The organism is Amycolatopsis sp. NPDC039088 (assembly GCF_055598845.1).
In genome coordinates this window covers 88,853-110,226 of record NZ_JBVKAE010000012.1, presented here as the reverse complement: position 1 = coordinate 110,226, position 21,374 = coordinate 88,853, and the positions used below count along the sequence as shown (strand labels likewise).

Annotated in this window: 23 protein-coding genes; 11 read left to right on the top strand and 12 right to left on the bottom strand. The window is 69.3% G+C overall.

All coding sequences use genetic code 11. The annotated features are described in order from the left end of the window. Positions 1-120 precede the first annotated feature (120 nt). Positions 121-759, top strand: coding sequence for an SDR family NAD(P)-dependent oxidoreductase (locus ACZ7KI_RS17675; protein WP_470274178.1), 639 nt, complete (start codon positions 121-123; stop codon positions 757-759). A gap of 6 nt (positions 760-765) precedes the next feature. On the opposite strand, the gene ACZ7KI_RS17670 is transcribed toward ACZ7KI_RS17675, so the two are convergent. Next, positions 766-1,569, bottom strand: coding sequence for a pentapeptide repeat-containing protein (locus ACZ7KI_RS17670; protein WP_470274177.1), 804 nt, complete (start codon positions 1,567-1,569; stop codon positions 766-768). A 272-nt stretch (positions 1,570-1,841) separates the two neighbouring features. Between ACZ7KI_RS17670 and ACZ7KI_RS17665 the strand changes: the two genes are divergently transcribed. Then, positions 1,842-3,023, top strand: coding sequence for a S8 family peptidase (locus tag ACZ7KI_RS17665; protein WP_470274176.1), 1,182 nt, complete (start codon positions 1,842-1,844; stop codon positions 3,021-3,023). Between the two features lie 82 nt (positions 3,024-3,105). Here ACZ7KI_RS17665 and ACZ7KI_RS17660 read toward each other — a convergent pair whose 3' ends face one another. After that, positions 3,106-3,933, bottom strand: coding sequence for an SGNH/GDSL hydrolase family protein (locus tag ACZ7KI_RS17660; protein ID WP_470274289.1), 828 nt, complete (start codon positions 3,931-3,933; stop codon positions 3,106-3,108). A gap of 164 nt (positions 3,934-4,097) precedes the next feature. Between ACZ7KI_RS17660 and ACZ7KI_RS17655 the strand changes: the two genes are divergently transcribed. Beyond that, positions 4,098-5,321, top strand: coding sequence for a PucR family transcriptional regulator (locus ACZ7KI_RS17655; RefSeq protein ID WP_470274175.1), 1,224 nt, complete (start codon positions 4,098-4,100; stop codon positions 5,319-5,321). On the opposite strand, the gene ACZ7KI_RS17650 is transcribed toward ACZ7KI_RS17655, so the two are convergent. Next, entirely contained in the window at positions 5,280-6,131 is an 852-nt protein-coding gene (locus tag ACZ7KI_RS17650; protein WP_470274174.1) for a helix-turn-helix transcriptional regulator, read from the bottom strand. The two genes, ACZ7KI_RS17655 and ACZ7KI_RS17650, sit on opposite strands and share 42 nt — an antisense overlap. Positions 6,132-6,216: 85 nt before the next feature. Here ACZ7KI_RS17650 and ACZ7KI_RS17645 point away from each other — a divergent pair, with 85 nt between their 5' ends. Then, entirely contained in the window at positions 6,217-6,996 is a 780-nt protein-coding gene (locus ACZ7KI_RS17645; protein ID WP_470274173.1) for an SDR family NAD(P)-dependent oxidoreductase, read from the top strand. A 99-nt stretch (positions 6,997-7,095) separates the two neighbouring features. Next, the gene (locus tag ACZ7KI_RS17640) at positions 7,096-8,742 is read left to right on the top strand and encodes a WXG100 family type VII secretion target (protein ID WP_470274172.1); all 1,647 of its coding nucleotides are present in this window, start codon (positions 7,096-7,098) and stop codon (positions 8,740-8,742) included. 389 nt (positions 8,743-9,131) lie between these two features. Here ACZ7KI_RS17640 and ACZ7KI_RS17635 read toward each other — a convergent pair whose 3' ends face one another. Beyond that, the gene (locus ACZ7KI_RS17635) at positions 9,132-9,470 is read right to left on the bottom strand and encodes a winged helix-turn-helix transcriptional regulator (RefSeq protein WP_470274171.1); all 339 of its coding nucleotides are present in this window, start codon (positions 9,468-9,470) and stop codon (positions 9,132-9,134) included. Between the two features lie 116 nt (positions 9,471-9,586). On the opposite strand from ACZ7KI_RS17635, the gene ACZ7KI_RS17630 reads away from it, so the two are divergent. Beyond that, on the top strand, positions 9,587-10,285 hold the full coding sequence (locus ACZ7KI_RS17630) for an alpha/beta fold hydrolase (RefSeq protein ID WP_470274170.1): 699 nt from the start codon (positions 9,587-9,589) through the stop codon (positions 10,283-10,285). 29 nt (positions 10,286-10,314) lie between these two features. Here the strand turns inward: ACZ7KI_RS17630 and ACZ7KI_RS17625 are convergent, their stop codons facing one another. Further along, a complete protein-coding gene (locus ACZ7KI_RS17625) occupies positions 10,315-11,022 on the bottom strand; it encodes a class I SAM-dependent methyltransferase (RefSeq protein WP_470274169.1) in 708 nt (235 codons plus the stop codon). A 70-nt stretch (positions 11,023-11,092) separates the two neighbouring features. On the opposite strand from ACZ7KI_RS17625, the gene ACZ7KI_RS17620 reads away from it, so the two are divergent. Next, a complete protein-coding gene (locus ACZ7KI_RS17620) occupies positions 11,093-11,605 on the top strand; it encodes a hypothetical protein (RefSeq protein ID WP_470274168.1) in 513 nt (170 codons plus the stop codon). Here the strand turns inward: ACZ7KI_RS17620 and ACZ7KI_RS17615 are convergent. The 3 genes from ACZ7KI_RS17615 to ACZ7KI_RS17605 are packed head-to-tail and all read right to left on the bottom strand — an operon-like array spanning position 11,602 to position 14,397. Then, complete coding sequence (locus ACZ7KI_RS17615) at positions 11,602-12,345, bottom strand: dienelactone hydrolase family protein (RefSeq protein WP_470274288.1); 744 nt, start codon at positions 12,343-12,345, stop codon at positions 11,602-11,604. The two genes, ACZ7KI_RS17620 and ACZ7KI_RS17615, sit on opposite strands and share 4 nt — an antisense overlap. Positions 12,346-12,382: 37 nt before the next feature. Then, positions 12,383-13,618 (bottom strand): MFS transporter, encoded by a 1,236-nt coding sequence (locus tag ACZ7KI_RS17610; RefSeq protein WP_470274167.1) that lies wholly within the window; start codon positions 13,616-13,618, stop codon positions 12,383-12,385. Continuing rightward, positions 13,618-14,397 (bottom strand): MBL fold metallo-hydrolase, encoded by a 780-nt coding sequence (locus tag ACZ7KI_RS17605; RefSeq protein ID WP_470274166.1) that lies wholly within the window; start codon positions 14,395-14,397, stop codon positions 13,618-13,620. The genes ACZ7KI_RS17610 and ACZ7KI_RS17605 overlap by 1 nt, the downstream gene beginning before the upstream one ends. An 89-nt stretch (positions 14,398-14,486) precedes the next feature. On the opposite strand from ACZ7KI_RS17605, the gene ACZ7KI_RS17600 reads away from it, so the two are divergent. Beyond that, the gene (locus tag ACZ7KI_RS17600) at positions 14,487-15,125 is read left to right on the top strand and encodes a CGNR zinc finger domain-containing protein (protein ID WP_470274165.1); all 639 of its coding nucleotides are present in this window, start codon (positions 14,487-14,489) and stop codon (positions 15,123-15,125) included. 7 nt (positions 15,126-15,132) lie between these two features. On the opposite strand, the gene ACZ7KI_RS17595 is transcribed toward ACZ7KI_RS17600, so the two are convergent. Genes ACZ7KI_RS17595 through ACZ7KI_RS17585 form a run of 3 tightly spaced genes read right to left on the bottom strand, consistent with a single transcriptional unit; the run spans position 15,133 to position 17,824 of the window. Further along, entirely contained in the window at positions 15,133-15,966 is an 834-nt protein-coding gene (locus tag ACZ7KI_RS17595; protein ID WP_470274164.1) for a hypothetical protein, read from the bottom strand. Between the two features lie 53 nt (positions 15,967-16,019). After that, positions 16,020-17,153: an FAD-dependent oxidoreductase gene (locus ACZ7KI_RS17590; protein WP_470274163.1), complete on the bottom strand. Its 1,134-nt coding sequence runs from the start codon at positions 17,151-17,153 to the stop codon at positions 16,020-16,022. Continuing rightward, entirely contained in the window at positions 17,150-17,824 is a 675-nt protein-coding gene (locus ACZ7KI_RS17585) for a TetR/AcrR family transcriptional regulator (protein ID WP_470274162.1), read from the bottom strand. The genes ACZ7KI_RS17590 and ACZ7KI_RS17585 overlap by 4 nt, the downstream gene beginning before the upstream one ends. Before the next feature lie 248 nt (positions 17,825-18,072). Between ACZ7KI_RS17585 and rox the strand changes: the two genes are divergently transcribed. Next, entirely contained in the window at positions 18,073-19,500 is a 1,428-nt protein-coding gene (gene rox / locus ACZ7KI_RS17580) for a rifampin monooxygenase (RefSeq protein ID WP_470274161.1), read from the top strand. Positions 19,501-19,538: 38 nt separating this feature from the next. Here the strand turns inward: rox and ACZ7KI_RS17575 are convergent, their stop codons facing one another. Beyond that, positions 19,539-19,985, bottom strand: coding sequence for an Lrp/AsnC family transcriptional regulator (locus ACZ7KI_RS17575; protein WP_465466026.1), 447 nt, complete (start codon positions 19,983-19,985; stop codon positions 19,539-19,541). Between the two features lie 93 nt (positions 19,986-20,078). Between ACZ7KI_RS17575 and ACZ7KI_RS17570 the strand changes: the two genes are divergently transcribed. Together ACZ7KI_RS17570 and ACZ7KI_RS17565 are read left to right on the top strand one after the other, a co-directional pair. Next, the gene (locus tag ACZ7KI_RS17570) at positions 20,079-20,948 is read left to right on the top strand and encodes an LLM class flavin-dependent oxidoreductase (RefSeq protein ID WP_470274160.1); all 870 of its coding nucleotides are present in this window, start codon (positions 20,079-20,081) and stop codon (positions 20,946-20,948) included. Continuing rightward, positions 20,945-21,370, top strand: coding sequence for a nucleoside deaminase (locus ACZ7KI_RS17565; protein WP_470274159.1), 426 nt, complete (start codon positions 20,945-20,947; stop codon positions 21,368-21,370). The genes ACZ7KI_RS17570 and ACZ7KI_RS17565 overlap by 4 nt, the downstream gene beginning before the upstream one ends. The last annotated feature ends 4 nt before the right edge of the window (positions 21,371-21,374 follow it).

Below are 21,374 nucleotides of genomic sequence, written 5' to 3'. Positions count from 1 at the left end.
TCACCCGATGCGCACTTTAAGGCGCCCCCACCCCGCGTTTCGTCCTCTCAATGCGGGGTTGACCCTCACATCGATGTCAGGCCCTACGGTCGCCACACCCGATCCGAAGGAGCAACGAACATGGCAGGCGCAGTGGTCATCGGCGCGGGACCGGGCATCGGCCGCTCGGTCGCTCTCCGATTCGCCCGCGAAGGGCTACCGATCACTCTCCTCGCGCGCACCGCGGCGACTCTCGCCCCGGCGGCCGCGGAGATCGGGACCGCTCTCGCGCTGACGGCCGACGTCACCGACGAGAAGTCGCTCACGACCGCCCTCGACGCGGCCGCACGCGAGCATGGTGTGCCCGACGCCGTGGTCTACAACGCCGCGATCATCCAGGCCGACACCCCCGGCGAGCTCTCCGTCGAAAAGCACCTCGCGGCCTGGTCGGTCAACGTCGTCGGGGCGATCACCGCCGCCGCGCACGTCGCGCCCGGAATGGCCGAACGCGGATCCGGCACGATCATCGTCACCGGCGGAATGCCGGACGCCGTGCCGGAGTACACCAGCCTGTCGCTCGGCAAGGCAGGCGTCCGGGCACTGGTCTCCTTGCTGGACAAGCAGTTCGGGCCGTCCGGTGTGCATGTCGCGACGGTGACCGTCGCCGGCCCGGTCGCGAAAGGCACACCGTTCGACCCCGACGACATCGCCGAGCACTACTGGCGCCTGCACACCCAGCGGCGAGAGGACTGGGCGCGGGAAATCGTCCACAAAGGATAGAAACGGCTACCAGTGCGCGGGGTGGGACAGCGTTTCCGGGAGTTTCGTCGTCGCGTCGCCCTTGGCCGCGTCCAGCTGGGACTGGATGAGGAAGATCGCGCCGCGGAGGTCCGCGCCACGGATGTCGGCGTCGCGCAGGTCGGCCCCGATGACGTCGGCCTGGCGCAGATCGGCGTCCCGCAGATCCGCGCCGATCAGGTACGCCCCACGGAGAAGCGCACCACGCAGGTTCGCGCCCTTGTGCTTCGCGCCGATGAGGTCGGCACCGCGACGGTCTTTCTTCTTGCCCGGCACCTCCGCGCGGGCGAGTTCGCTCGCGCGCAGCAGCAGGCCGTTGACCCCGCCCCGGTGCGTGTGGACGTCCAGTTTCCGCAGCACGTCGGGCTTTTCGAGGGTCATCCGCTCGGTCTGGTCGATCATCTCGGCCAGGTCGCCGCGGATCGGCGCGGACGTCGGCAGCGCGGCCGCCTCGGTGAGGTAGTAGAGCAGTTCCTGCAGATCCCGCATGACCGGGAACACCGCGAACATCGACCGCGCCGTCTTCGGCGCCTTCCGCCAGTCTTCGCCGTCGAAGGTGACCTGGGAGACCTTCTGGCCCGCACCGAAGCAGTCATAGACCGTGCAGCCGGTGAAACCCGTTTTGCGGAGCTTGTCGTGGATGCCGCACCGGGAGTCCGCGAGCAGGTTCGGGCACGCCTGGCCCGCCGGTTTGGTGATCGCGAAGTCGGCCGACGCCGCGAAGGCCGGGACGACGCAGCACAGACCGAAGCAGTTCTCGCAGTCGGCCCGCAGGCTCGATGTGGCTGGCACGGTGGTTCGGACTCCAGGTGATCGTCAGGTGTTCCCCATACAGGGTACGGAGGAGCCGGAACGTACTTTCCGTGCAGGGCACCCCGCCGCTAATGGACGCCAGACGAAGGTCGGGCGCTGCCCCATTCAGTCGATTCGGACATGTCAAGCGCTCAATAACCTCGATCTTCGTGGGCTTCGGCAGGTGCCGTCCCATGCGGTCGAGCTGGACCGCCTTTTCCGCCGCTGTGGTCTTGACCGGCCGGTCCCCTGCGAAACGACAGGACGAACAGATGCGAGAGACGAGACAAACGCGTTGGCTGACCGGTGCCGGAATGGCGGGCGTGGTCGCTGTGGCGATCAGCGTCACCGCCGCACCCGCACAGGCCGCCGAAGGGCAGATCCTCGCCGCGGGATCCCCTGAAGCGATCCCGAACAGCTACATCGTCACGCTGAAGGACACCGGCGTCGTAGGCGCGCTGGCGAACCGTTTCGGCGCGAAGGTGGAGCAGGTCTACAGCAGCTCGCTCAAGGGCTTCTCCGCGTCACTGTCGGAGAAGCAGGCCAAGCGGCTCGCCGCCGACCCGTCGGTCGTGACCGTCGAGCAGAACCAGGTCGTCCACGCCGACGCGACCCAGACCAACCCGCCGTCCTGGGGTCTCGACCGCGTCGACCAGCGCAACCTCCCGCTCGACCAGCGCTACAGCTACACCTCCACCGGCGCCGGCGTGAACGTCTACGTCATCGACACCGGCCTGCGGGTCAGCCACAGCACCTTCGGCGGCCGCGCCCGCAACGGCTACGACTTCGTCGACAACGACGCCGTCGCCCAGGACGGCAACGGCCACGGCACCCACGTCGCGGGCACCATCGCCGGTTCGCAGTACGGCATCGCCAAGGGCGCCACCGTCTACGGCGTCCGCGTGCTCAACAACTCCGGCAGCGGCACCACCGCCGGTGTCATCGCGGGCATCGACTGGGTCACCAAGAACCACGTCAAGCCGGCCGCGGCCAACATGAGCCTCGGCGGCGGGGCTTCGACCTCCCTCGACGACGCCGTCCGCCGGTCGATCGCCGCGGGCGTCACCTACGGCGTGGCCGCCGGTAATTCCAACCAGAATGCCTCCGGCTTCTCCCCCGCCCGCGTGACGCAGGCGATCACCGTCGGCTCGACCACCAACACCGACGCGCGCTCCAGCTTCTCCAACTACGGCTCGGTCGTGGACATCTTCGCGCCGGGTACGAACATCACCTCGTCGTGGAACACCAGTGACACCGCCACCAACACCATCAGCGGCACCTCGATGGCGACCCCGCACGTCGTCGGCGTCGCGGCCCGCTACCTGCAGAACAACAAGACGGCCACGCCCGCACAGGTGGCCACCGCCCTGATCAACGCGGCCACCCCGAACAAGGTGACCAACCCGGGCTCCGGTTCGCCGAACCGGCTTCTGTACTGGGCGCCGACCGCCTGATCTCACGCCCCATGCGCGCCAGGAAAGGACCTTTCCTCGCAGATTTTGCGAGGAAAGGTCCTTTCCTGGCGTCGGCGGCGGGTTACAGCACCTTGCGGATGCTCGGCACCACGGCGGCGAGTCCGGCGGCGTTGGGGTGCAGGGGCGCGAAGCTGTTGTTCACCACCGACGGGATGAGTCCTTCGATCCATTTGACGCCGATCGGCTGACAGGCGTCGTGACCGATACTCGGCGTCCGGATGTCGACGTAGCTCGCGCCGTGCGCCGCGGACTGCTCCGCCATCCGGGCGTTGAGCCGGTCGATGTTGGCCTGGATGTAGTCGGCGTCCTGCGGCAGCACCGGGACCACCGGCCAGCAGCCGCCGCCCTTGATCCCGGTCGGGTAGCCGACCATGACGATCTTCGCCCGCGGGGCGCGCTGGCGGATCTGCTCGATGACCGTGCCGTAGGTCGCGGCGAAGGCGTCGATCTTGGTCGCGTATTTGTCCACCCCGCCCGCGGTGTTGGCCGCCTTGCACGAGGCGCCGACCGGGAGCAGGTTCACACACGACGTCGCGAGCCCGACCAGTCCGATGTCGTTGCCGCCGATGCCCACGGTCACCAGCGTCGTGTCCGCGGAGAGCGCGTCGTACTGCGGCGGGTTGGTGCCGGAGATGATGCCCTTCTGCGGGTTGCTGAAATGCGACGTGGTCGCGGCGCCGCAGGTGACGTCGCGCAGTTCGTCGACCTCGATCTCCTTCGCCAGCAAGCCCGCGTAGTTGATCGCGGAGCGGGCGCAGGTGAGCAGATCGGACTGCGGCAGGACCACGGAACCGGCCGAGAACGAGTCACCCATCGCGACGTACACCTGCCGTTCCGCCGCGACGGCCGGTGTCGCGAGTCCGGCGAGGGTCAATGCGGTGCCCGCCACCGCGGCGATACGAACGAGTCTTCCCCAGCGAGAACGTGTCACTGCCGCCTCCTGCACGCGTCGTCGAATGCTGCGAGCAGCGTCCGCCGGAACGCGGGTGGACCACTAGGACGGAGGCGCGCGTTCTTGATCGGGGTTTTGTAGGTTGCCTCTAGGTTGTCTCTATGACTACGCCGTCGGCACAGCCGTGGCGCCGGCTGGACGCCTCGGTGCTCACCCGGCTGGAGCCGGACACCGCCGCGATCGCGTCGGCCGCGATGGACCAGATCCGCGCCGGGCTGCGGACCCCGCTGGACCATCGGACGGCGGCCAATCTCCAACGCACCCTCGACGTCGCACTGGGCGCCTTCTTCAGCGAGATCGGCCATCCCGACGTCACCACCGACCGCGAGGTCTACCGCGCTCAAGGCCGGTCCCAGCACAACGCCGGCCGCAGCCTGGAGGAGATGCTCGGCTTCTATCAGTCGGCCGCGCTCGGGGTGTGGCGGCAACTCACCTCGGCGGCACCGGCCGTGGACCTGCCGACCCAGGCGATCGTCGAGCTCGGTGAAGCGCTTTTCGCCTTCATCGCGGAACTCTCGGCCGCGGCCGCCGACGGATACGCCGAAGCGCGGTCACAGGCGGCGCGGGCCGGGCAAGCGCGACGGGACCGGCTCCTCGGTCTCCTGCTCGCCGAACCGGCGACCGCCCGCGACGTGCTCGACGACGCCGCGAGCCAAGCCGCGTGGGTGCTGCCCGACCGGCTCGTCATCGCCGTGACCAGCGCCGAGGTCGCGCCGCGCCTGCTGGACCGGATGCCGGGCCGGGTGCTGATCGGGCGACACCACGACCTCACCGCCGTGGTCATGCCCGCCGACCGGCTCGAGTGGTACCTCGGCCGGTTGCGGGACCTGATCGGCCGCGACCAGGCCGGGGTCGGCCCGGTCGTGCCGCTTCGCTCGGCCACGCTCAGCGCCCGCCGGGCGAGCGCGTTGTGGCGGCTGACCAGAACCGGCGCCCTCGGCGAGGGCGCCCTCGTCCACACCACCGATCACCGCATCGACCTGCTGCTGACCGCCGATCCGGAACTCGCCGCCGAGTTCGCGAAAGACGTCCTCGCCCCGCTGGCCGGTCTGCCCGAACCAGCGCGGCAACGGCTGACCGCGACCCTCGCGGCCTGGCTCGCGCGGCCCGACCAGCCACAGGCGATCGGTGTCGAACTGCATGTCCACGTCCAGACCGTCCGGTACCGGATCCGGCAACTGCGGACGCTCTTCGGCGGCACGATCGACGACCCGGCCGGCCGCTTCGCGCTGGCGATCGCGCTGCGGATCGATCCACTGGTATCGAGGGAACCTACAAAAGGCTCAGAGCGGGACGTCCATTCGCTGCGTCCCGACGACCGATAGCAGCCGCAACGCGTTCTCCGAGGGCGTACCGGGGTCGGCGGTGTAGATCACGACCTGCTGATCCCGGTCGCTGATGTCGAGGACGTCGCAGTTGACGTTGACCGGGCCGACCACCGGATGCCGGAACGTCTTGCACAGCGTCGGCGCGGCACAGACGTCGTGCGCCGCCCACAGCCGGGCGAAGTCCTCGCTGCCGTCGAGCAGTTCGCGGATCAGCCCGGTGACCTCGGGATCGCCGGGGTAGCGGCCGGCGGTGGCCCGCAGGTTCCGGACCGCGCTCGCGGCGAACTCGTCGGCGTCGGACACCCCGTACAGCCGCCTTCCCTCCGGCCGTGGCCCGAGGAACGCGCGGCGTACGAGGTTGCGGTCGCGGCGCGGCAGGGCGGAGAAGTCCTCCATCAAGGCGGCGGCGAGGTCGTTCCAGGCGAGCACCTCGTAGGTCGCGGACAGCACGATCGCCGCTGCCTGCGGAAGACGTCGCAGCAGCGCGAGGATGCTCGGCCGGACCTCGCGGGACGGGCCGGGCGGTGGTCCCGGCGGCGCACCGGCGAGGTGATGCAGGTGGTCGCGCTCCACGTCCGAGAGCCGCAGCGCCCTGGTCAGCCCGCCCAGGACCTCACGGGAGGGCCGGGGGCCGCGCGCCTGCTCCAGCCGCGTGTAGTACTCGGTCGAGATGAACGCCAGCTGCGCCACCTCCTCGCGGCGAAGTCCCGGCGTTCGGCGGCGTGGCCCGGCGGGCAGGCCCACGTCGGCCGGGGTGATCCGCTCGCGCCTGCTGCGCAGGAAGTCCGCCAGTTGTACTCTGTCCACTCCTCCAGTGTGGACGATCGCCGTGTGCCAGCCAGGTACCGCCGATGCCTGGATACGCCTTCGGTGCCGGTGAACTCTCGGTGCCATGACCACCACAACGACTGTTTCGGGCCTGCTAACCGGCAAGGTCGCCCTCATCACCGGTGCCGGACGCGGTATCGGCGCCGCCGCCGCGCGGCTGTTCGCCAGGGAGGGCGCCCGCGTCGTGCTCGCCGCCCGCACCGAGTCTCAGCTGAAGGCCGTGGCCGAGGAGATCCGAGCGGAAGGCGGCGTCGCGGACCACGTGGTGTGCGACCTCGGCAACGCGACGAGCATCCGTGCGGCCGTCGACCGTGCCGTGGAGTTGCACGGCAGGCTCGACGTCGCGTTCAACAACGGCGCGACGAACGTGCCGCCCGGCCCGATGGACCAGGTGACCGAAGCCGATTTCGACCGCATCTACGCGGTGAACCTCAAAGGCCCGTGGCTGTCGATGGTCGCGGAGATCGAAGCGATCCGGGCCACGGCGGGGACCGGGGCCATCGTCAACAACACCAGCGTCGGCAGCCTGATGGCCAACCCGGAACTGCCCGCGTACGGCGCGATGAAACGCGGCGTCAACAGCCTCACCGCCTCGGCCGCCACCACCTACGGCCCGGAAGGGATCCGCATCAACGCCGTCGCCCCCGGCACGACGCTGACCGAGATGTTCAGCGAGTGGGTCGAGAGCTCGCCGGGCATCCTCGACCAGCTCAACGCGCGCACCCCGTTGGGGCGCGTGGCCGAACCCGAGGAGGTCGCCGAGGCCGCAGCATGGCTGCTGAGCGACCGCGCCTCCTATGTGACCGGCACCGTCCTGCGGGTCGACGGCGGCATGCTGTCCTGAACGGTGGCGGGGTGGGTGATGCGCGGGAACCGGTGTCCGCCCGGCGGCGTCTGAACGCGCACGACCCACCCTGACCAGGGGTTGCCCGAGGAGAAGCCGATGCCGTTCCTTGATCCCGAACCGCTCTATGCCAAGCTCACCTCGGGTGACGCGGCAGGCATCGCCGAGGTCGGCGCCACCATCGCCGACACGAAGAAGTCGTTGCAGACCGTCGCGGACGGGATCTCCGACGGCGCTCTGCGGGCGGCGCGTTCATGGCGCGGTACGGCGGCCGGGGAGTTCGTCGGCGAGGCGAAAAAGTCCTCACGAGCGGTCGCCGAGGTGTACACCCAGCTCGGTATCGCGGAGTCGGCCGTCAAAGGCGCCGCAAAGGCGTACATCGCACTGCGGACGTCGGCCGACGCCGCCATCGTGCCGTGGCGGAGGCTCGGGCTGAGCGATCTGCTCGAAGCGCCGGAGATCGCGATGCAGACCATCCGGGCACTGACCGCCGCGCAGCGGACCTACGAAAGCAGGCTGATCGCGCTGGCAGCCGCGACCGGCGGCGCCGATGGTGGCTGGGACAGCGACGGCAACGCCGACATCAGCGGCGTCGATCCGGGACAACCGTGGACGTCCCAGGGATTGGCCTACGACGGCGAGAACCTGCTCGTCGGCTCGTACCACGACGGCGATGGGGACGGATCGGGTGACAGTCCCATCGGGCCAGGGCTGACGCCGAGTCGGCTGACTTACGTCGACTACGAGACCGGCACAGAAACGGGGAACGTCTATCTCGATGGTGACGGCGAGGTAGGCGCGCCCACGCATACCGGTGGTGTCGCGACGGACGGAAAGCACGTCTGGGTGTCGTCCAACGGGTACGTCTACGTGTACGACAAGGCCGAGCTCGACGCCGCACAGGACGGCGGTAGACCGGTCAGGGCCGTGGACGTGGTCGCGACGCCCGCCCACAGCTATGTCACCTACGCCCAGGGCAAGCTCTTCGTGGGCGACTACACCAACAACCGGCTCTATGAAGTCCCTGTCGGTGAGAACGGCTCACCCGAGCCGGACAAGGCCGGAGAGCCGATCGAGACACCGAACAACGTCCAGGGTGTCGTGGTGCGCGACGACGAGTTCATCTTTTCCTCCTCCGACGGGCACAGCGGCAAGTTCTACCGACAGGACCGGACGCCGGAGTGGTACGACTTCAACGATCGCGAAGAGATCGAGCTGAGGGGCGGCGAGCCGGGCAACGACGACGGCTACGACTCGCACGGCGTCGAGGAAGCCGTCGAGATCGACGGGGAGATCGTGCTGGCGCACGAATCCGGCGCCTACGGCTACCAGAAGAACCCGGGTTCGAAGTGGGACGAGCCTGAGCTGACCAGGATTTCCTTGGCGGAGCTCGGCCTCGACCCGGACGGTGCGCTCTCCCCCGGCGACGCCGGCTACGAAACGGATCCCGATTCGCTGGTCGGTGCCGCGGGTGTCCTGGACGAGGCGACGTCGACGTTGAGCGGCGCGGCAGGTGCGATGTCGCGGGTGCAACTGGTGGCGCATCTGCTCGGCGAGGTCCCCGCCGCCACCACCTTCAGCGACACGATGACCAAGCACCTCACCGCGGCCGGCGATCGGCTGGGGGCGGGGGCGGAAACGGTCGGGGGCATCGCGGACAGTCTGGTCACCGGTGCCGACGCGTACCGGCGCATCGAGGACGGGATCAGGGAGGGGGTGGACAAGCTCGGCACAGTCCTCCCCTGAGCGAGGTTCCTCCTACCCCCGCAGGCCCTTCAGGCCGGTTTCGCTGCTGTTCAGCAGTGAAACCGGCCTTTTTCCGTCTTCGGTATCGCGTCTCGCAGTACGTGTAACCAGTTACGCGTCAGCTGGACGCGAAACTAACTACAGGATGATGCACCGTGATAATGCCCCTTATGACTGAGCATCCCCGGACATGGATCGCCGATGGTTCGCTCGGCTGTCGACAGCCGATCTGACGGGTACGAAAACTGGGCACCCCGAAGATCGCGAACGCGCTCGAAGGAACCCGCGTTCGTCGGGGTAATGACACCGGGTGGGCGGGTTTCGTCGCTCAGCGGCAATCTGAGAGCGTTTTGCCTGGTCAGCGGCCACCCAGTCGAAGACGCACCGACCTAGCGGTCGTCATACGACGCGCGGGCGTCGTGGATGTGGGGCAGGTGGGTGAGGCTCCGCTCGAGCAGTGGCGCGGCGGCTTCGCGCAGGGTGTGCCCCATCGTGGTCAGCTCGTAGCTGACATGCGGGGGCATGACGTTGCGGACCGTGCGCGTCAGGATGCCGTCGCGCTCGAGGTCGCGCAGTGTCACGGTGAGCATGCGCTGGCTGATGCCGTCGATGGCGCGTTTGAGTTCGGTGAAGCGTCGCGGCCCGTCCTTGAGCATGCGCACGATCAGCAGCGCCCATTTGTCCCCGACGATCCCGAGGACTTCGCGGGCCTGGCACGGGTCCTGCATGGTTACCTCCTGAGAACCGGGGCACCGAAAAGTGCCGTATTGCCAGGTTGGGGGCGGGTGGATCACTGTGTAGCGGTTACCAAAGAGTACCGAGGTACGAGGAGGAACCGACTGCTATGGCCACCTTTCTGTTGGTACACGGCGCCTGGCACAGCGGGCGGAGCTGGGACCGGGTGGTTCCGCTGCTGGAGTCGGCCGGGCACCAGGTGCTCGCGCCGTCGCTGACCGGTTACGGCGACAAGGCACACTTGCTGAACCCCGAGGTGGGGCTGGCCACCCATGTCGACGATGTCACCGGCCTGATCGAAGGCGGTCGTCTCGACGACGTCGTGCTCGTCGGGCACAGCTACGCCGGGATGGTCGTTTCGGGGGTGGCCCACCGGGTCCCGGAACGGATCGCGCATCTGGTGTTCCTCGACGCGATGGTTCCCGACGACGGCGAAGCCGCGGTCGATGTCCTTCCGGTCACCAAGCGGCTCATCGACCTCGCCGTGGACGGCTGGCGGGTTCCGCCGATGCCGGAGCAGCCGCCGCCGTTCGGTTTGTTCGGGGTCACCGATCCCGAGGACGTCGCCCGGTTGCGCTCGATGCTGTCGGACCACCCGGTGCGCTGCCTTCAGGAACCGGTCCGGCTGGACAACCCGGCCGCGCGCACGATCCCGCGTACGCACATCCACTGCGTCGAGGGTCAGCCGGCGGGCATCACCCGGCGTCCCGTCCCGGCGGGCGAGCGGGTGCGGGAACTGCCGACCGGCCACGACTGCATGATCACCATGCCCGCCGAGCTCGTCGGGCTGCTGCTCGAGACGGCCTGAACCCGAACCTCAGCCGTGACGAGATCCGTTCAGGCGGCTTCGAGCACGAAGAACAGGAAACTCAGGAAGGCGGTCTTCCCCGCGAGTTCGTCGGGGAACCGCTCCCTGGCACCCGGTGCCGGGTAGGGCTCACTGATGACGGCTGTTCGGAAACCGGCCGCGGTGAAGGCGTCGCTCATCGCGTGCAGGGGCCGGTGCCAGAAGGTGAGCACCGCCTTCTCGCCGTTGAAGGTGTACTCGTCGGACCACTTGACGGTCGCGAAATAGTCGGCTTCCGGGTACAGCAGTTTGAAGATGAAGGGGTGGTTGACGGCCAGGATCAGCCGGCCACCTGGCCTCAGCACGCGCCGGATTTCGGCCAGCGGCGCCGTCCAGTCCTCCAGGTAGTGCAGCACCAGGGCGGAGATGACGTCGTCGAACGCTTCGTCGGGATACGGCAACGGTTCGCTCATGTCGGCGACTCGCAGGGCGGCGTCGGGGCCCAGCCGCTTCCGGGCCAGCTCCACCATTTTGGCACTGGAGTCGAACCCGGTCATGAGGGCGCCCCGCTCCAGCAGGTCCGCGAAAATCGGACCTGACCCGCACCCGGCGTCGAGGATTCGCCGTCCTGCCACGTCGCCCGCCAGGTCCAGGATCGCGGGCCGCGTGTAGTAGGCGTTGTTGAGACTGGTCTCGTTCTCGGTCGCATACGCTTCGGCGAACGTGTCGTAGTCGTTTTCCACGGGAACGGTAGGCATATGGCCCAATATGGCACAGCCGGGCTGTCCCCCGTCGGCTCCGCACAGACACCCCAGTAACCTGCTGCGAATGCAGCCACACCAGGCGATTCCGCCATACGGCCATCCGCAGCAGGGCTACCCGCCGCCGGGTTATCCCCAGCAGTTCGGCGCACCCGTACGGTTGCGCGCCAACGCCGTCGCGTCGGTGCTCGCGGGTCTGCTCGCTCTGCTCACCGCCGGCCTGCTCGTCTGGTTCGCCGTCGCCAACATCCAGGTGAACAACACCCCGGAGCCTTGGCCCAGGGCGGTGTGGATCAACGTGATCGGCGGGTTCTGTTCGGCGGGCTTGCTGGTCATCCTCGCCGTGTTCACCTTCGCGCGCACGGTCGCGGGCGCGTGGACGCTGGGCGCCATCAACGTGTTCTTCGTGATCATGAACCTGGCTTTTTCCCCGCTGGCGAACGGCGTGAGCTTCAGGTCCCAGCTCGACTTCGTGTTCGGGTTCCACAAGGCGACCGGTATCGCCGTCGGGCTGACCACGATCTTCGGCGTGCTGACCGCGGTCGTCGCCGTCGTCGCCGCTGTCGCGCGCAGGCCCTAGCCCAGGGTTCGATCGAGGAGGGCGAGCAGCCGATCCCAGTGGCGCCGCGATCCGGCGGCGTCGAAGGCGTCGGTGTCGGCCATGGTGAAGCCGTGGACCGTGCCGGGGTAGATCTCGCAGCTGTAGCCGACGCCCGCGGTGTCGAAGGCCTGGCTGAGTTCGGTGATGGCCTCGGGTGTCATGTCGTTCTCGGCGAGGCCGAGGTGGACTTCGGCGGTGAGGTCGGGGACCTGGCGGTGCGGGCTGTCGGGCGCGTCGGTGACCAGGGCGCCGGGATGGAAGCCGGCGACGGCGGCCACCTGGCCGGGGTGGGCGGTCGCGGTGCGCATCGCGAGGACGGCGCCCATGCAGTAGCCGATCGTGGCGACCGGTCCGGCGCTCACCTCCGGACGGCTGGTGAGGAAGCCGAGGTAGGCGTCGGCGTCGCGCAGGGCTTGTTCGGTGGTGTGGGCCTTGAGTAACGGCATCAGGGCGGCGAAGACGTCGGGCCGGTTCTCGGCGGTGATGTGCTCGGGCAGCTCGATCACCGGTGCGAGGCCGTGCCGGTAAAGGACGTTGGGGACGAGGACGTAGTACCCGTGCCCGGCCAGTTCGACGGCCATCTCGCGGAGGACGGGTCGTGGCCCGAAGGCGTCGGGATAGAAGAGGACACCCGGATGCGGTCCGCCTTCGTCGGGGAAGGCGGCGAAGGCGTCGGCCTGGCCGTCCGGTGTGGGGATCTGTGCTGTGGTGGTGGAAATGGTGGACCTTCCTTCACGTTCTGGCACAGCCGGAATGTTACGGCTTGGCCGGACGGCGCAAAGCCACGGGAACGATGGCCAGCGAGATGACCGCGCCGAGGAGGGCGAGCGCGGGGTAGCCGATGCCGGCCACGACGAACCCGGACGACATCCCGCCCGCCGCGCCACCGATCGCGACGGCGACGTCCGCCATCCCCTGTGTCTTCGCGCGGGTGGCCAGCGGTGCGGCGTCGGTGATGATCGAGGTGCCGCTGACCATGCCGAGGTTCCAGCCCGATCCGAGCAGGATGAGCGCGAGGGCCAGGAGCACCACGGAATCGCCCGGTGCGGCCGCGGCGAGGACGGCGGCGACAAGCAAGGTGACCGCGGCCGCGACGGCGATCGCTCGACGGCCGTGGCGGTCGACGAGTACTCCCGACAGTGGTGAGGGCAGGAACATCGCGCCGACGTGGAGTGCGATCACCAGCCCGGAGGCGCCGGTGCCGTGTCCGTGCCCGAGCAGGTGGATCGGGGTCATGGTCATGATCGTGATCATCACGACCTGGGCCAGGACCATGACCAGAACGCCTTGCGGCACACCGGGTCCATGGCCGACGGCCGCGATGGTGTGACCTGCTCGCTCATCGGGTGGGAGGGTGCGGGCGAGCAGGAACGGGTCGGGGCGCAGCCAGCCGAGGAGGACCACGGCGGCCAGTGCGTACGCCGCTCCGGAGAGAAGGAAGAGGCCCGTGAGCGGCGGGAGGCCCAGCGCGGACGCGAGGACTCCGGCCGGGGCGGCGAGGGTCGCTCCCGCCACCCCGCCCAGTGTGGTGGCGACCAGGACGGTGGACACCGCGCGCGCCCGGCGGGCCGGGGTCGCGAGGTCCGCTCCGGCGTAGCGGGCCTGGAGGTTGGCCGCCGCCCCCGCGCCGTAGAGGAAGAGCGCGACGACCATGAGGACCGTGTTCTCCATGACCGCGCCGGTGATGATCCCCGCGCTGCCCGCCGCCCCGGCGACGTAGCCGCCCGCGAGCCCGGGGCGGCGGCCCCGTGCCTGCGAGAGGCGGCCGACGCCGACGGCGGCGATCGCGGTCCCGGCGGTGAGCAGACCGCTGGGCAGGCCGGCCAGCGCCGTGGAGCCCAGCATGTCCTGGAACAGCAGGGCGCCGACGGTGACTCCCGCCGAGAGCCCGAGGCCGCTGAGCACCTGCGAGACGGTCAAGACGGCCAGGGTGCGTTTCTGTGTCCGCGACAGCGAGGCCTCGATGACCGGCTCGGTCAGGTGCCGGGGCATCAGCCGAGACGCAGGCGGTCGGCCAGGCCGGCGGCGGTGAACGCGGCCACGACGTCGTCGCGGCTCTCGGTGAAGTGGTCCCAGCTGTCGACGTGGACGGGGACCACCGTGCGGGCGGCGAGGATCTTCGCCGCTTCCGCGGCCATGGCGCTGTCGAGGACGAGCGGGGAGCCGTCGAAGACATCCTTCAGTCGTGGGGCACCGGCGAACAGGACGGTGGTGTCGACCGGGCCGAACCGTTCGGCGACCTCCCGGACCACGTCGAGGGAGGCGTTGTCGCCGCTGACGTAGACCGTCGGCAGGTCTGGGGCGGTCAGCACGAAACCGACGACCTCTCCGGTGACCTTGTCCGCGCCTTCGGGTCCGTGGACCGCGGGCGCGCCGGTCACGGTCACGACTTCCCCGTCCGGGCGGGAAAGTTCGACCGACTCCCACGGCGCGAGCCCCTTCGCCGTGCCGCCCAGCCGGACGGCGCCGCTGGGTGTGGTGAGCGTCAGCGGCACGTCGGCCAGCAGTGCCCGGCCGGAGTTGTCGAGGTTGTCGGGGTGCTCGTCGTGGGACAGCAGGACCGCGTCGACGGGGCCGAGGTCGGCGGCCTTGACCGAGGGCGGCGCCGTCTTGCGCAGGCCGGGCCTGCCACCGGGTCGCGGGTAGTCGCCGGGCTCGTCGAAGGTCGGGTCGGTCAGGAACCGCAGGCCGCCGTACTCGATCAGTGCCGTCGGTCCGCCGACGACCTGGACCGAAAGCCGGTCGCTGATCGTGTTCACGCCTACTGCCATCTTCCACCTCACGGATAGCTCTTGTTCTTTCCGTGAGCAACCTTAGGGATCCTCACGGATTAGCGCAAGGTGTTCCGTGAGGCTTTCTCATGGTTGATCCAGCCGCCTACCATGAGGACGTGGACGATTACGCCGGGACCGATCTCGACACCGCTGTCCTGCCACCCGCGCCGGGGGCGGAGCAGTACCTCGCGCTCGCGTTCGCCAACACCGCGATCGCGCTGCCCGGCGGGCAGTTCGTCGATCTGATCGGCACCCCGGACGCCGCAACGCGCTGGCTCGTCGAGCAGGGATTCGCCCCGCCCGGCACCGGTTTGCGGGAGCTGTGCGCGGCGCAGATCCGGTCGCTGCGCGAACAGGTGCGGATGGTGTTCGCCTCGATGTCCTGTGCGGAGCCAGCCCCGCAGAGTGCTCTCAACGCCGTCAACGACGCGCTGAGCAAAGCGCCCACCGCCGCGCTGCTGCGCTGGGATCCGGTCGAGGGGCTGTGCCGCACCGCGCCGCATCCGGTCACCCAGATCGTCGAACACGCGTTGGCCGCGCTCGCGGCGAACGCCGCCGACCTGGTGACCGGGCCGGACGCCGAACGGCTCGCCGCCTGCGGATCCGCGCCGTGCACTCGGTTCTTCCTGCGCAACGGCCGTCGTCAGTGGTGCTCGGTCCGCTGCGGTGACCGGGCGCGCGCCGCCCGGGCCTACGCCAGGCGCACCCAGCACGAACCGGTCTGAACCTGCCTTATCGCGTCGCGTCGAGTGGTGGCCGTACCGGGGTTCCGTAGTCGCCGGGCGGCAGGTCGGGACGGCGATTCCGCAGCAGGAGACCGGCGATCATCGTGCCGAGCGCGAGCACGGCGTAGGCGATCAGCCAGGGGGTGAACTCGGTGGGTACGAGGTCGCTGAAGAAGACGTCGAGCAGGACGAGCACCGCGTACAAACCGGGCATCGTGGTCTGGCCGTCCAAGACACGCAGTTCGGTGTCGACGGCCGCCGAAGCCGTGTCCTCGGCGTGGACGGGCCGCCGCAGTGTGCCGATGAGGATCACCGCGCAGCACAGGGCGGACCAGCCGAGCGCTGCGAGCCAGCTCCACGCGTAGGTCTTCGCCGACGTGGTGAGGTACAGGGCCACCACGAGCGCGGCCCCACCGCCGAAGGTGATCGCGAACGAGGCGAGGTACCAGCCGCCGAGGACCTTCAGCGACGCCGGACGTCCGGAACGGCGGTCCATGACCGGCAGCGGACCCAGCGCACGCTCACGATGCAGGCAGGACACCCAGAGCGCGACCTGAATGGAGGCACAGAACAGGTAGGGGTAGAAGCTGTCCGGGAGCTCGCTGCCGCGGATGCCCAGCAGGTTCTCGAACAGGACGTAGGCGGTGGCGCTCAGTACCGACGCCCCCAGCGTCCACCAGAACCCGCCCCGCACCGTTCTGCTCAACCGCGGGCCGATCCGGATGGACAGCAGCCGTGACGGCTCTCCCACCTCGATACCGCGCTTGGCCAGCCATGTTCTGGTCGCCGCGATCTCTTCGGGCCTGAGTTCCCCGGCCCAGCCCGTATTCGTGTCCGCCACCGCACCCCCTCGATCGTCTACCGGAGGTACGCGCGAGACGGGATGACGGTTGCCTAGCGGTAGGACGCGAACAAATCCAGCAAAGGCTTCGGAGCGTCGTCGGCGAAGCAGAGGTCGAGGCTTCGGGCGGACTCGACGGCCGAGGCTTCACTGCGCGGGAACAACGCTTTCTCGTATACGTGGAGAGCGGCTTCGGTGTCACCGGGATGAGCGGCGAGGGCAAGGCCGAGTTCGGCTCCGTCCTGCATCGCGAGGTTGGCGCCCTCACCGGCGAACGGCGACATCAGATGGGCGGCGTCACCGAGCAGGGTGACACCGGGAACCCGATCCCAGCGGTGCCCGGTCGGTAGTGCGTGGATCGGCCGCGGCGTCAGGTAGCCGTCCGCGTCGGTGATCAGTGCTCGCAGGCCCGCGTCCCAGTCGTCGAAGTGCTTCAGCACCGCGGCCTTCGCGGCGGAAGCGTCACCGAAGTCGATCGTGGAGATCCAGTCTTCGGCGGTTTTGAGCGCGACGTAAACGTGGAGGCTGCCGGTGGAGTCCTTGTGCCCCAGGAAGCCTTTGCCCGCCCGCAGCGCGAACAACATGCCGTCGCCGACGAGCGCGGAACTCGCGGGATGGCGGGTGTCGGCGTCGTGGAGGTGGACTTCCACAAAGGACACTCCTTCGTAGGACGGCGTGGCGCCGGAGACCAGGGACCGGACTTTGGACCACGCGCCGTCGGCGCCGATCAGCAGATCGGTGGTGAACACGGTGCCGTCGGCCAGGGTGACCTCGTGGGCGCCGCCGCCGAGCGGACGTGCGCCGGTGACCTTGGCGCCCCAGCGCACGGTGTCCTCGGGCAGAGAGCCGAGCAGAAGGTCGCGCAGGTCCCCGCGGGCCGTTTCGGGACGGCCGCCGTCGCCGTCGTCGGTCTCCTCGCGGTGCACGACCGCGTGCTGATCGAGGATGCGCACGGCTTCGCCGCCGGGGTGGACGAGCGCGCGGAACTCCTCGTGGAGACCGGCGGCCCGGAGTGCTTCCTGGCCGGATTCCTCGTGGATGTCGAGCATGCCGCCCTGCGTCCGGGCGGACGGCGACGCGTCGAGGTCGAAGATCGCCGCCTCGATGCCGTTGACGTGCAGGACGCGGGCCAGGGTGAGGCCGCCGAGGCCGGCGCCGATGATCGCGATGGGGTGGTGTGTGGTCATGTCGGGTTCCTCTCGGTGGGCACGGCGGTGCCGGTGATTCCGGTGATCAGCACCCGGATGCCCCACGACATCCGCTGTGCGGGCTGTCCGCTGAGCAGGTCGGCCGCGTGTGCGGCGATCTGCGGGTAGGTCGTCTCGTCGGCGTCGTGCACGGCGCGGGCCAGTGCGTCCCAGTCCTCCGGTGGCTCCTCGTCGGCGTGCTCGGCCGCGGTCGCCGTCGCGTACTGCAGGAGGACGTCGATACCCCAGGCGCGCCGCTCGGGTGGCACGTCACCCTCGGCGAGCAGGGCGAGCATCGTCTCGACCAGGCGGAGGTAGTTCCCCCCGCTCGGGCGGGCCACCAGCGCGGACAGCGCGAGACCGGGGTATTCGAGAAGCGTCGCCGTGTAGGCGCTCAGCAGCTGTTCGAGCCGGTCACGCCAGCCATCACCGGGCGCCGGCTGGGCGATCGTGCCCAGCAGTTCGTCCAGGATCGCCGCGTGCAGCTCGGCGGTGTTGCGGACGTAGACGTAGAGCGAGGCCGCGCCGGTGTCGAGTTCCTGCGCCAGGCGGCGCATCGTGACCTTCCGCAGGCCTTCTTCGCGCAGGATCCCGACCGCCGTGGCCACGATGCCGTCACGGGTCAGCGCGGGTTTGGCCGGTCGTTCCCGACGGCTCTTCTCAGGTGCCATGCCATCACTTTAACGAACATGTTCGTTGCGAACAAGTTCGTGCCGAACATGTTCGACACAGGTCACAGTGGACCGCACTACTTCCAACGGGGGTTTGTCCGTCCACTGCGGACTGAAATGACGATGGCAGAGAGATCGACACTCCCTGCCACTTCTAACGTATAGCGCACCGGGGGGCTTGCGGCAAGACCCCTGTCGTGCCGCAGAATCTCCCGCCGGACAACACAAGCTCGACAATCGGGGGAATCTTGATCGACGTGATCATCGCCGGCGGCGGACCGACCGGCATGATGCTGGGCGCCGAACTGCGACTGCACGGCGTCCAGGTGGTCGTCGTGGAGAAGGACGCGGAACAGACCAAGGTCGTCCGCTCCATGGGCCTGCACGCACGCAGCATCGAGGTGATGGACCAGCGAGGCCTGCTCGAGCGCTTCCTCGAACACGGCACGAAGCACCCGGTCGGCGGCTCGTTCGCGGGCATTCCGAAATCGGCGCCGCCGCTGGACAGCGCCCACGCCTACATCCTCGCCATTCCGCAGACCGTCACCGACCGCCTGCTGATCGAACACGCCGCCGAGGCAGGCGTCGACATCCGTAGCGGCCGGGAACTGGTCGGCCTGAGGCAGGACGAGGACGGCGTCGACGTCGAACTCTCCGACGGGACGACACTGCGCTCGCGTTACCTCGTCGGCTGCGACGGCGGCCGCAGCACGGTGCGCAAGCTCCTCGGGATCGACTTCCCCGGCGAGCCCGCCACCGCCGAGACGCTGCTGGGCGAGATGGAACTGACCGAGGACTGGGACACGGTGCTCGCCGTGATGACCGAGGTCCGCAAGACCCAGTTGCGGTTCGGTCTCTCCCCGCTCGGCGACGGGGTGTACCGGGTGGGCGTGCCCGCCGAAGGACTGGCCGAGGATCCCCGGATCCCGCCGACCTTCGACGAGGTCAAACGACAGCTCAAGGCCGTCGCGGGCAGCGACTTCGGCGTGCACTCGCCGCGATGGCTCTCCCGCTTCGGCGACGCCACGCGGCTGGCCGAGCGCTACCGGGCAGGGCGCGTGTTCCTCGCGGGCGACGCGGCGCACATCCACCCGCCGGTCGGTGGGCAGGGGCTCAACCTCGGCGTCCAGGACGCCTTCAACCTCGGCTGGAAACTGGCCGCCGCGGTCAACGGCTGGGCACCGGAAGACCTGCTGGACACCTATCACACCGAACGGCACCCGGTGGCCGCCGCCGTACTGGACAACACCCGCGCGCAGATGCAGCTGATGTCGCTCGATCCGGGGTCACAGGCCGTCCGGCGGCTGCTGACGGAACTCATGGAATTCGAGGACGTGAGCCTGTTCCTGACCGAGAAGATCACCGCGACCGCGATCCGCTACGACTTCGGCGACGGACACGCACTGCTGGGCCGCCGGATGCGGGACGTCGAACTGAAGCAGGGGCATCTCTACGGGCTCATGCACGACGGCCGCGGACTGCTGCTCGACCAGACCGGGCGGCTTTCGGTGGAGAACTGGGGAGACCGGGTCGATCACGTCGTCGACGTCAGCGAGGAACTGGAGGCGCCCGCGATGCTGCTGCGGCCGGACGGCCATGTGGCGTGGGTCGGTGAGGATCAGGAAGGGCTGCGCGGCGCGCTGCGCCGATGGTTCGGAGCGGACGACGTGCTCTAGCTCGGAAGAGGCTGCTATCCGGGGGCCGGAGGGCACCGTCACGGACCCTGCGGCCCCCGATAGGGCAGCGTCTGGTTGTAGACGATGTTGGTGTTGGTGCTGCCGAACAGCGCCAATTCGTTGACGATCTCCTCCAGCCGCCCCATCGACGGCGCCGCGATCTTCAGCGCGTAGCAGTCGTCACCGGTCGTACGGAGGCATTCGAGGATCTCGGTCCGCTCGGCCAGCAGCTTGTGCAGCGGCGCGTGCTTGCTGCCCGGATACTTCAGCCGCACCACCGCGAGCACCACGTACCCGGCCTTCTCGAGGTCGACGTCGGCGCGGTAGCCGGTGATCACCCCGGCCGACTCCAGCCGCTTGACCCGTTCGGTCGTGGCCGACGCGCTCAGGCTGACCCGCTTCCCCAGCTCCGTGAGGGGCAGGCGGCCGTCCTTCTGCAGCTCGACCAGGATCGCCCAGTCCGTCGCGTCGAGAGTCTCGGTCATCGGGCCAGATTACCGGCAGATCCACGGCGGAACCGCCGTTACACCGGGAATGATCTCTTCCCGGTTTCTGTCCGGCGCCGATAGCCTTGGCCGGTGCGAATAGGTGTCAACGTCCCGAATTTCGGCCCGGGGACCGATCCCGGAATCCTCCGCGGCTGGGCCACCACCGTCGAAGGCCTCGGCTACGACCTGCTCATGGTGTCCGACCACGTCGCGATCACCCCCGACGTCGCCGAGCAGTATCCGGCGCCGTTCTACGAGCCGTTCACGACACTGTCGTGGCTCGCCGGGGTGACGGACCGGATCCGGCTGGGCACCACCGTGCTCATCGTCCCGTACCGGCATCCCCTGCTGATCGCGCGGATGGCCGCGAACCTCAACCAGCTCAGCGGCGGACGGCTCGTGCTCGGAGTCGCTTCCGGATGGGCACGCCAGGAGTTCGAAGCCCTCGACGTCCCGTTCGAGAAGCGAGGACGGCTGACCGACGACCACCTCGACGCCGTCCGCGCCGCCTGGGCGAACGACTCCGACTACCGCGCCGGTGACATCCCGGTCTGGGTCGGCGGCAACAGCGACGCCGGGATCCGCCGCGCCGTCCGCGTCGGCGACGCCTGGCATCCGCTACGGACCAGCCTCCCCTGGCTCACCGAAGCGCTCACCAGGGTCAAGACCATCGCCGACGCCCAAGACCGGCCCGTCCCCGCGTTCACCCCGCGGATCCTGCTGAACATCACCGACCGGCCGGTCACCGGACCCGACCGCCTCGCCGGGGAAGGCACGATCGAGCAGATCGTCGACGACCTCGACCGCCTTCGTCACCTCGGTGCCGAGACGGTCGTCCTCGATCCGTTCTCCGGCAACCCCGAAGAAACTCTCCGCCCGGAAGCCGCCTGGCAGGCACTGGCGACCGTCGCCGCACATTGGGAACTGGGCCGGTACCGGCCAGAACAGGAGCGATCATGACCGAAGAAGACGAGAAGTTCCTCCGCCGTGCCATCGAGCTGGCCGCGAAGTCCCGCGCCGACGGCGACCCGCCTTTCGGCTCACTGCTCGTCGGCGCCGACGGCACGGTGCTGGCCGAGGACCACAACACCACGGTGTCCCAATCGGACATCAGCCTGCACCCGGAACTGAAACTCGCCGTCTGGGCCGCACGCGAACTCGACCCCGCCGTCGCGGCCGCGACGACGATGTACACCAGCTGCCAGCCCTGCGGGATGTGCCAGGGCGCCATCGAACGCTCCGGACTGGGACGGGTCGTGTTCGCCCTGTCCGGGGAGCAGGTGAACGCCCTCAAACCACCGTCCACCGCACCGGCCGTGCGCCTGGAGGGGCCGGCGTTGTACGACGAGGCCCGTGTCCCGGTGGCGGGTTACTACACCTGAGTCC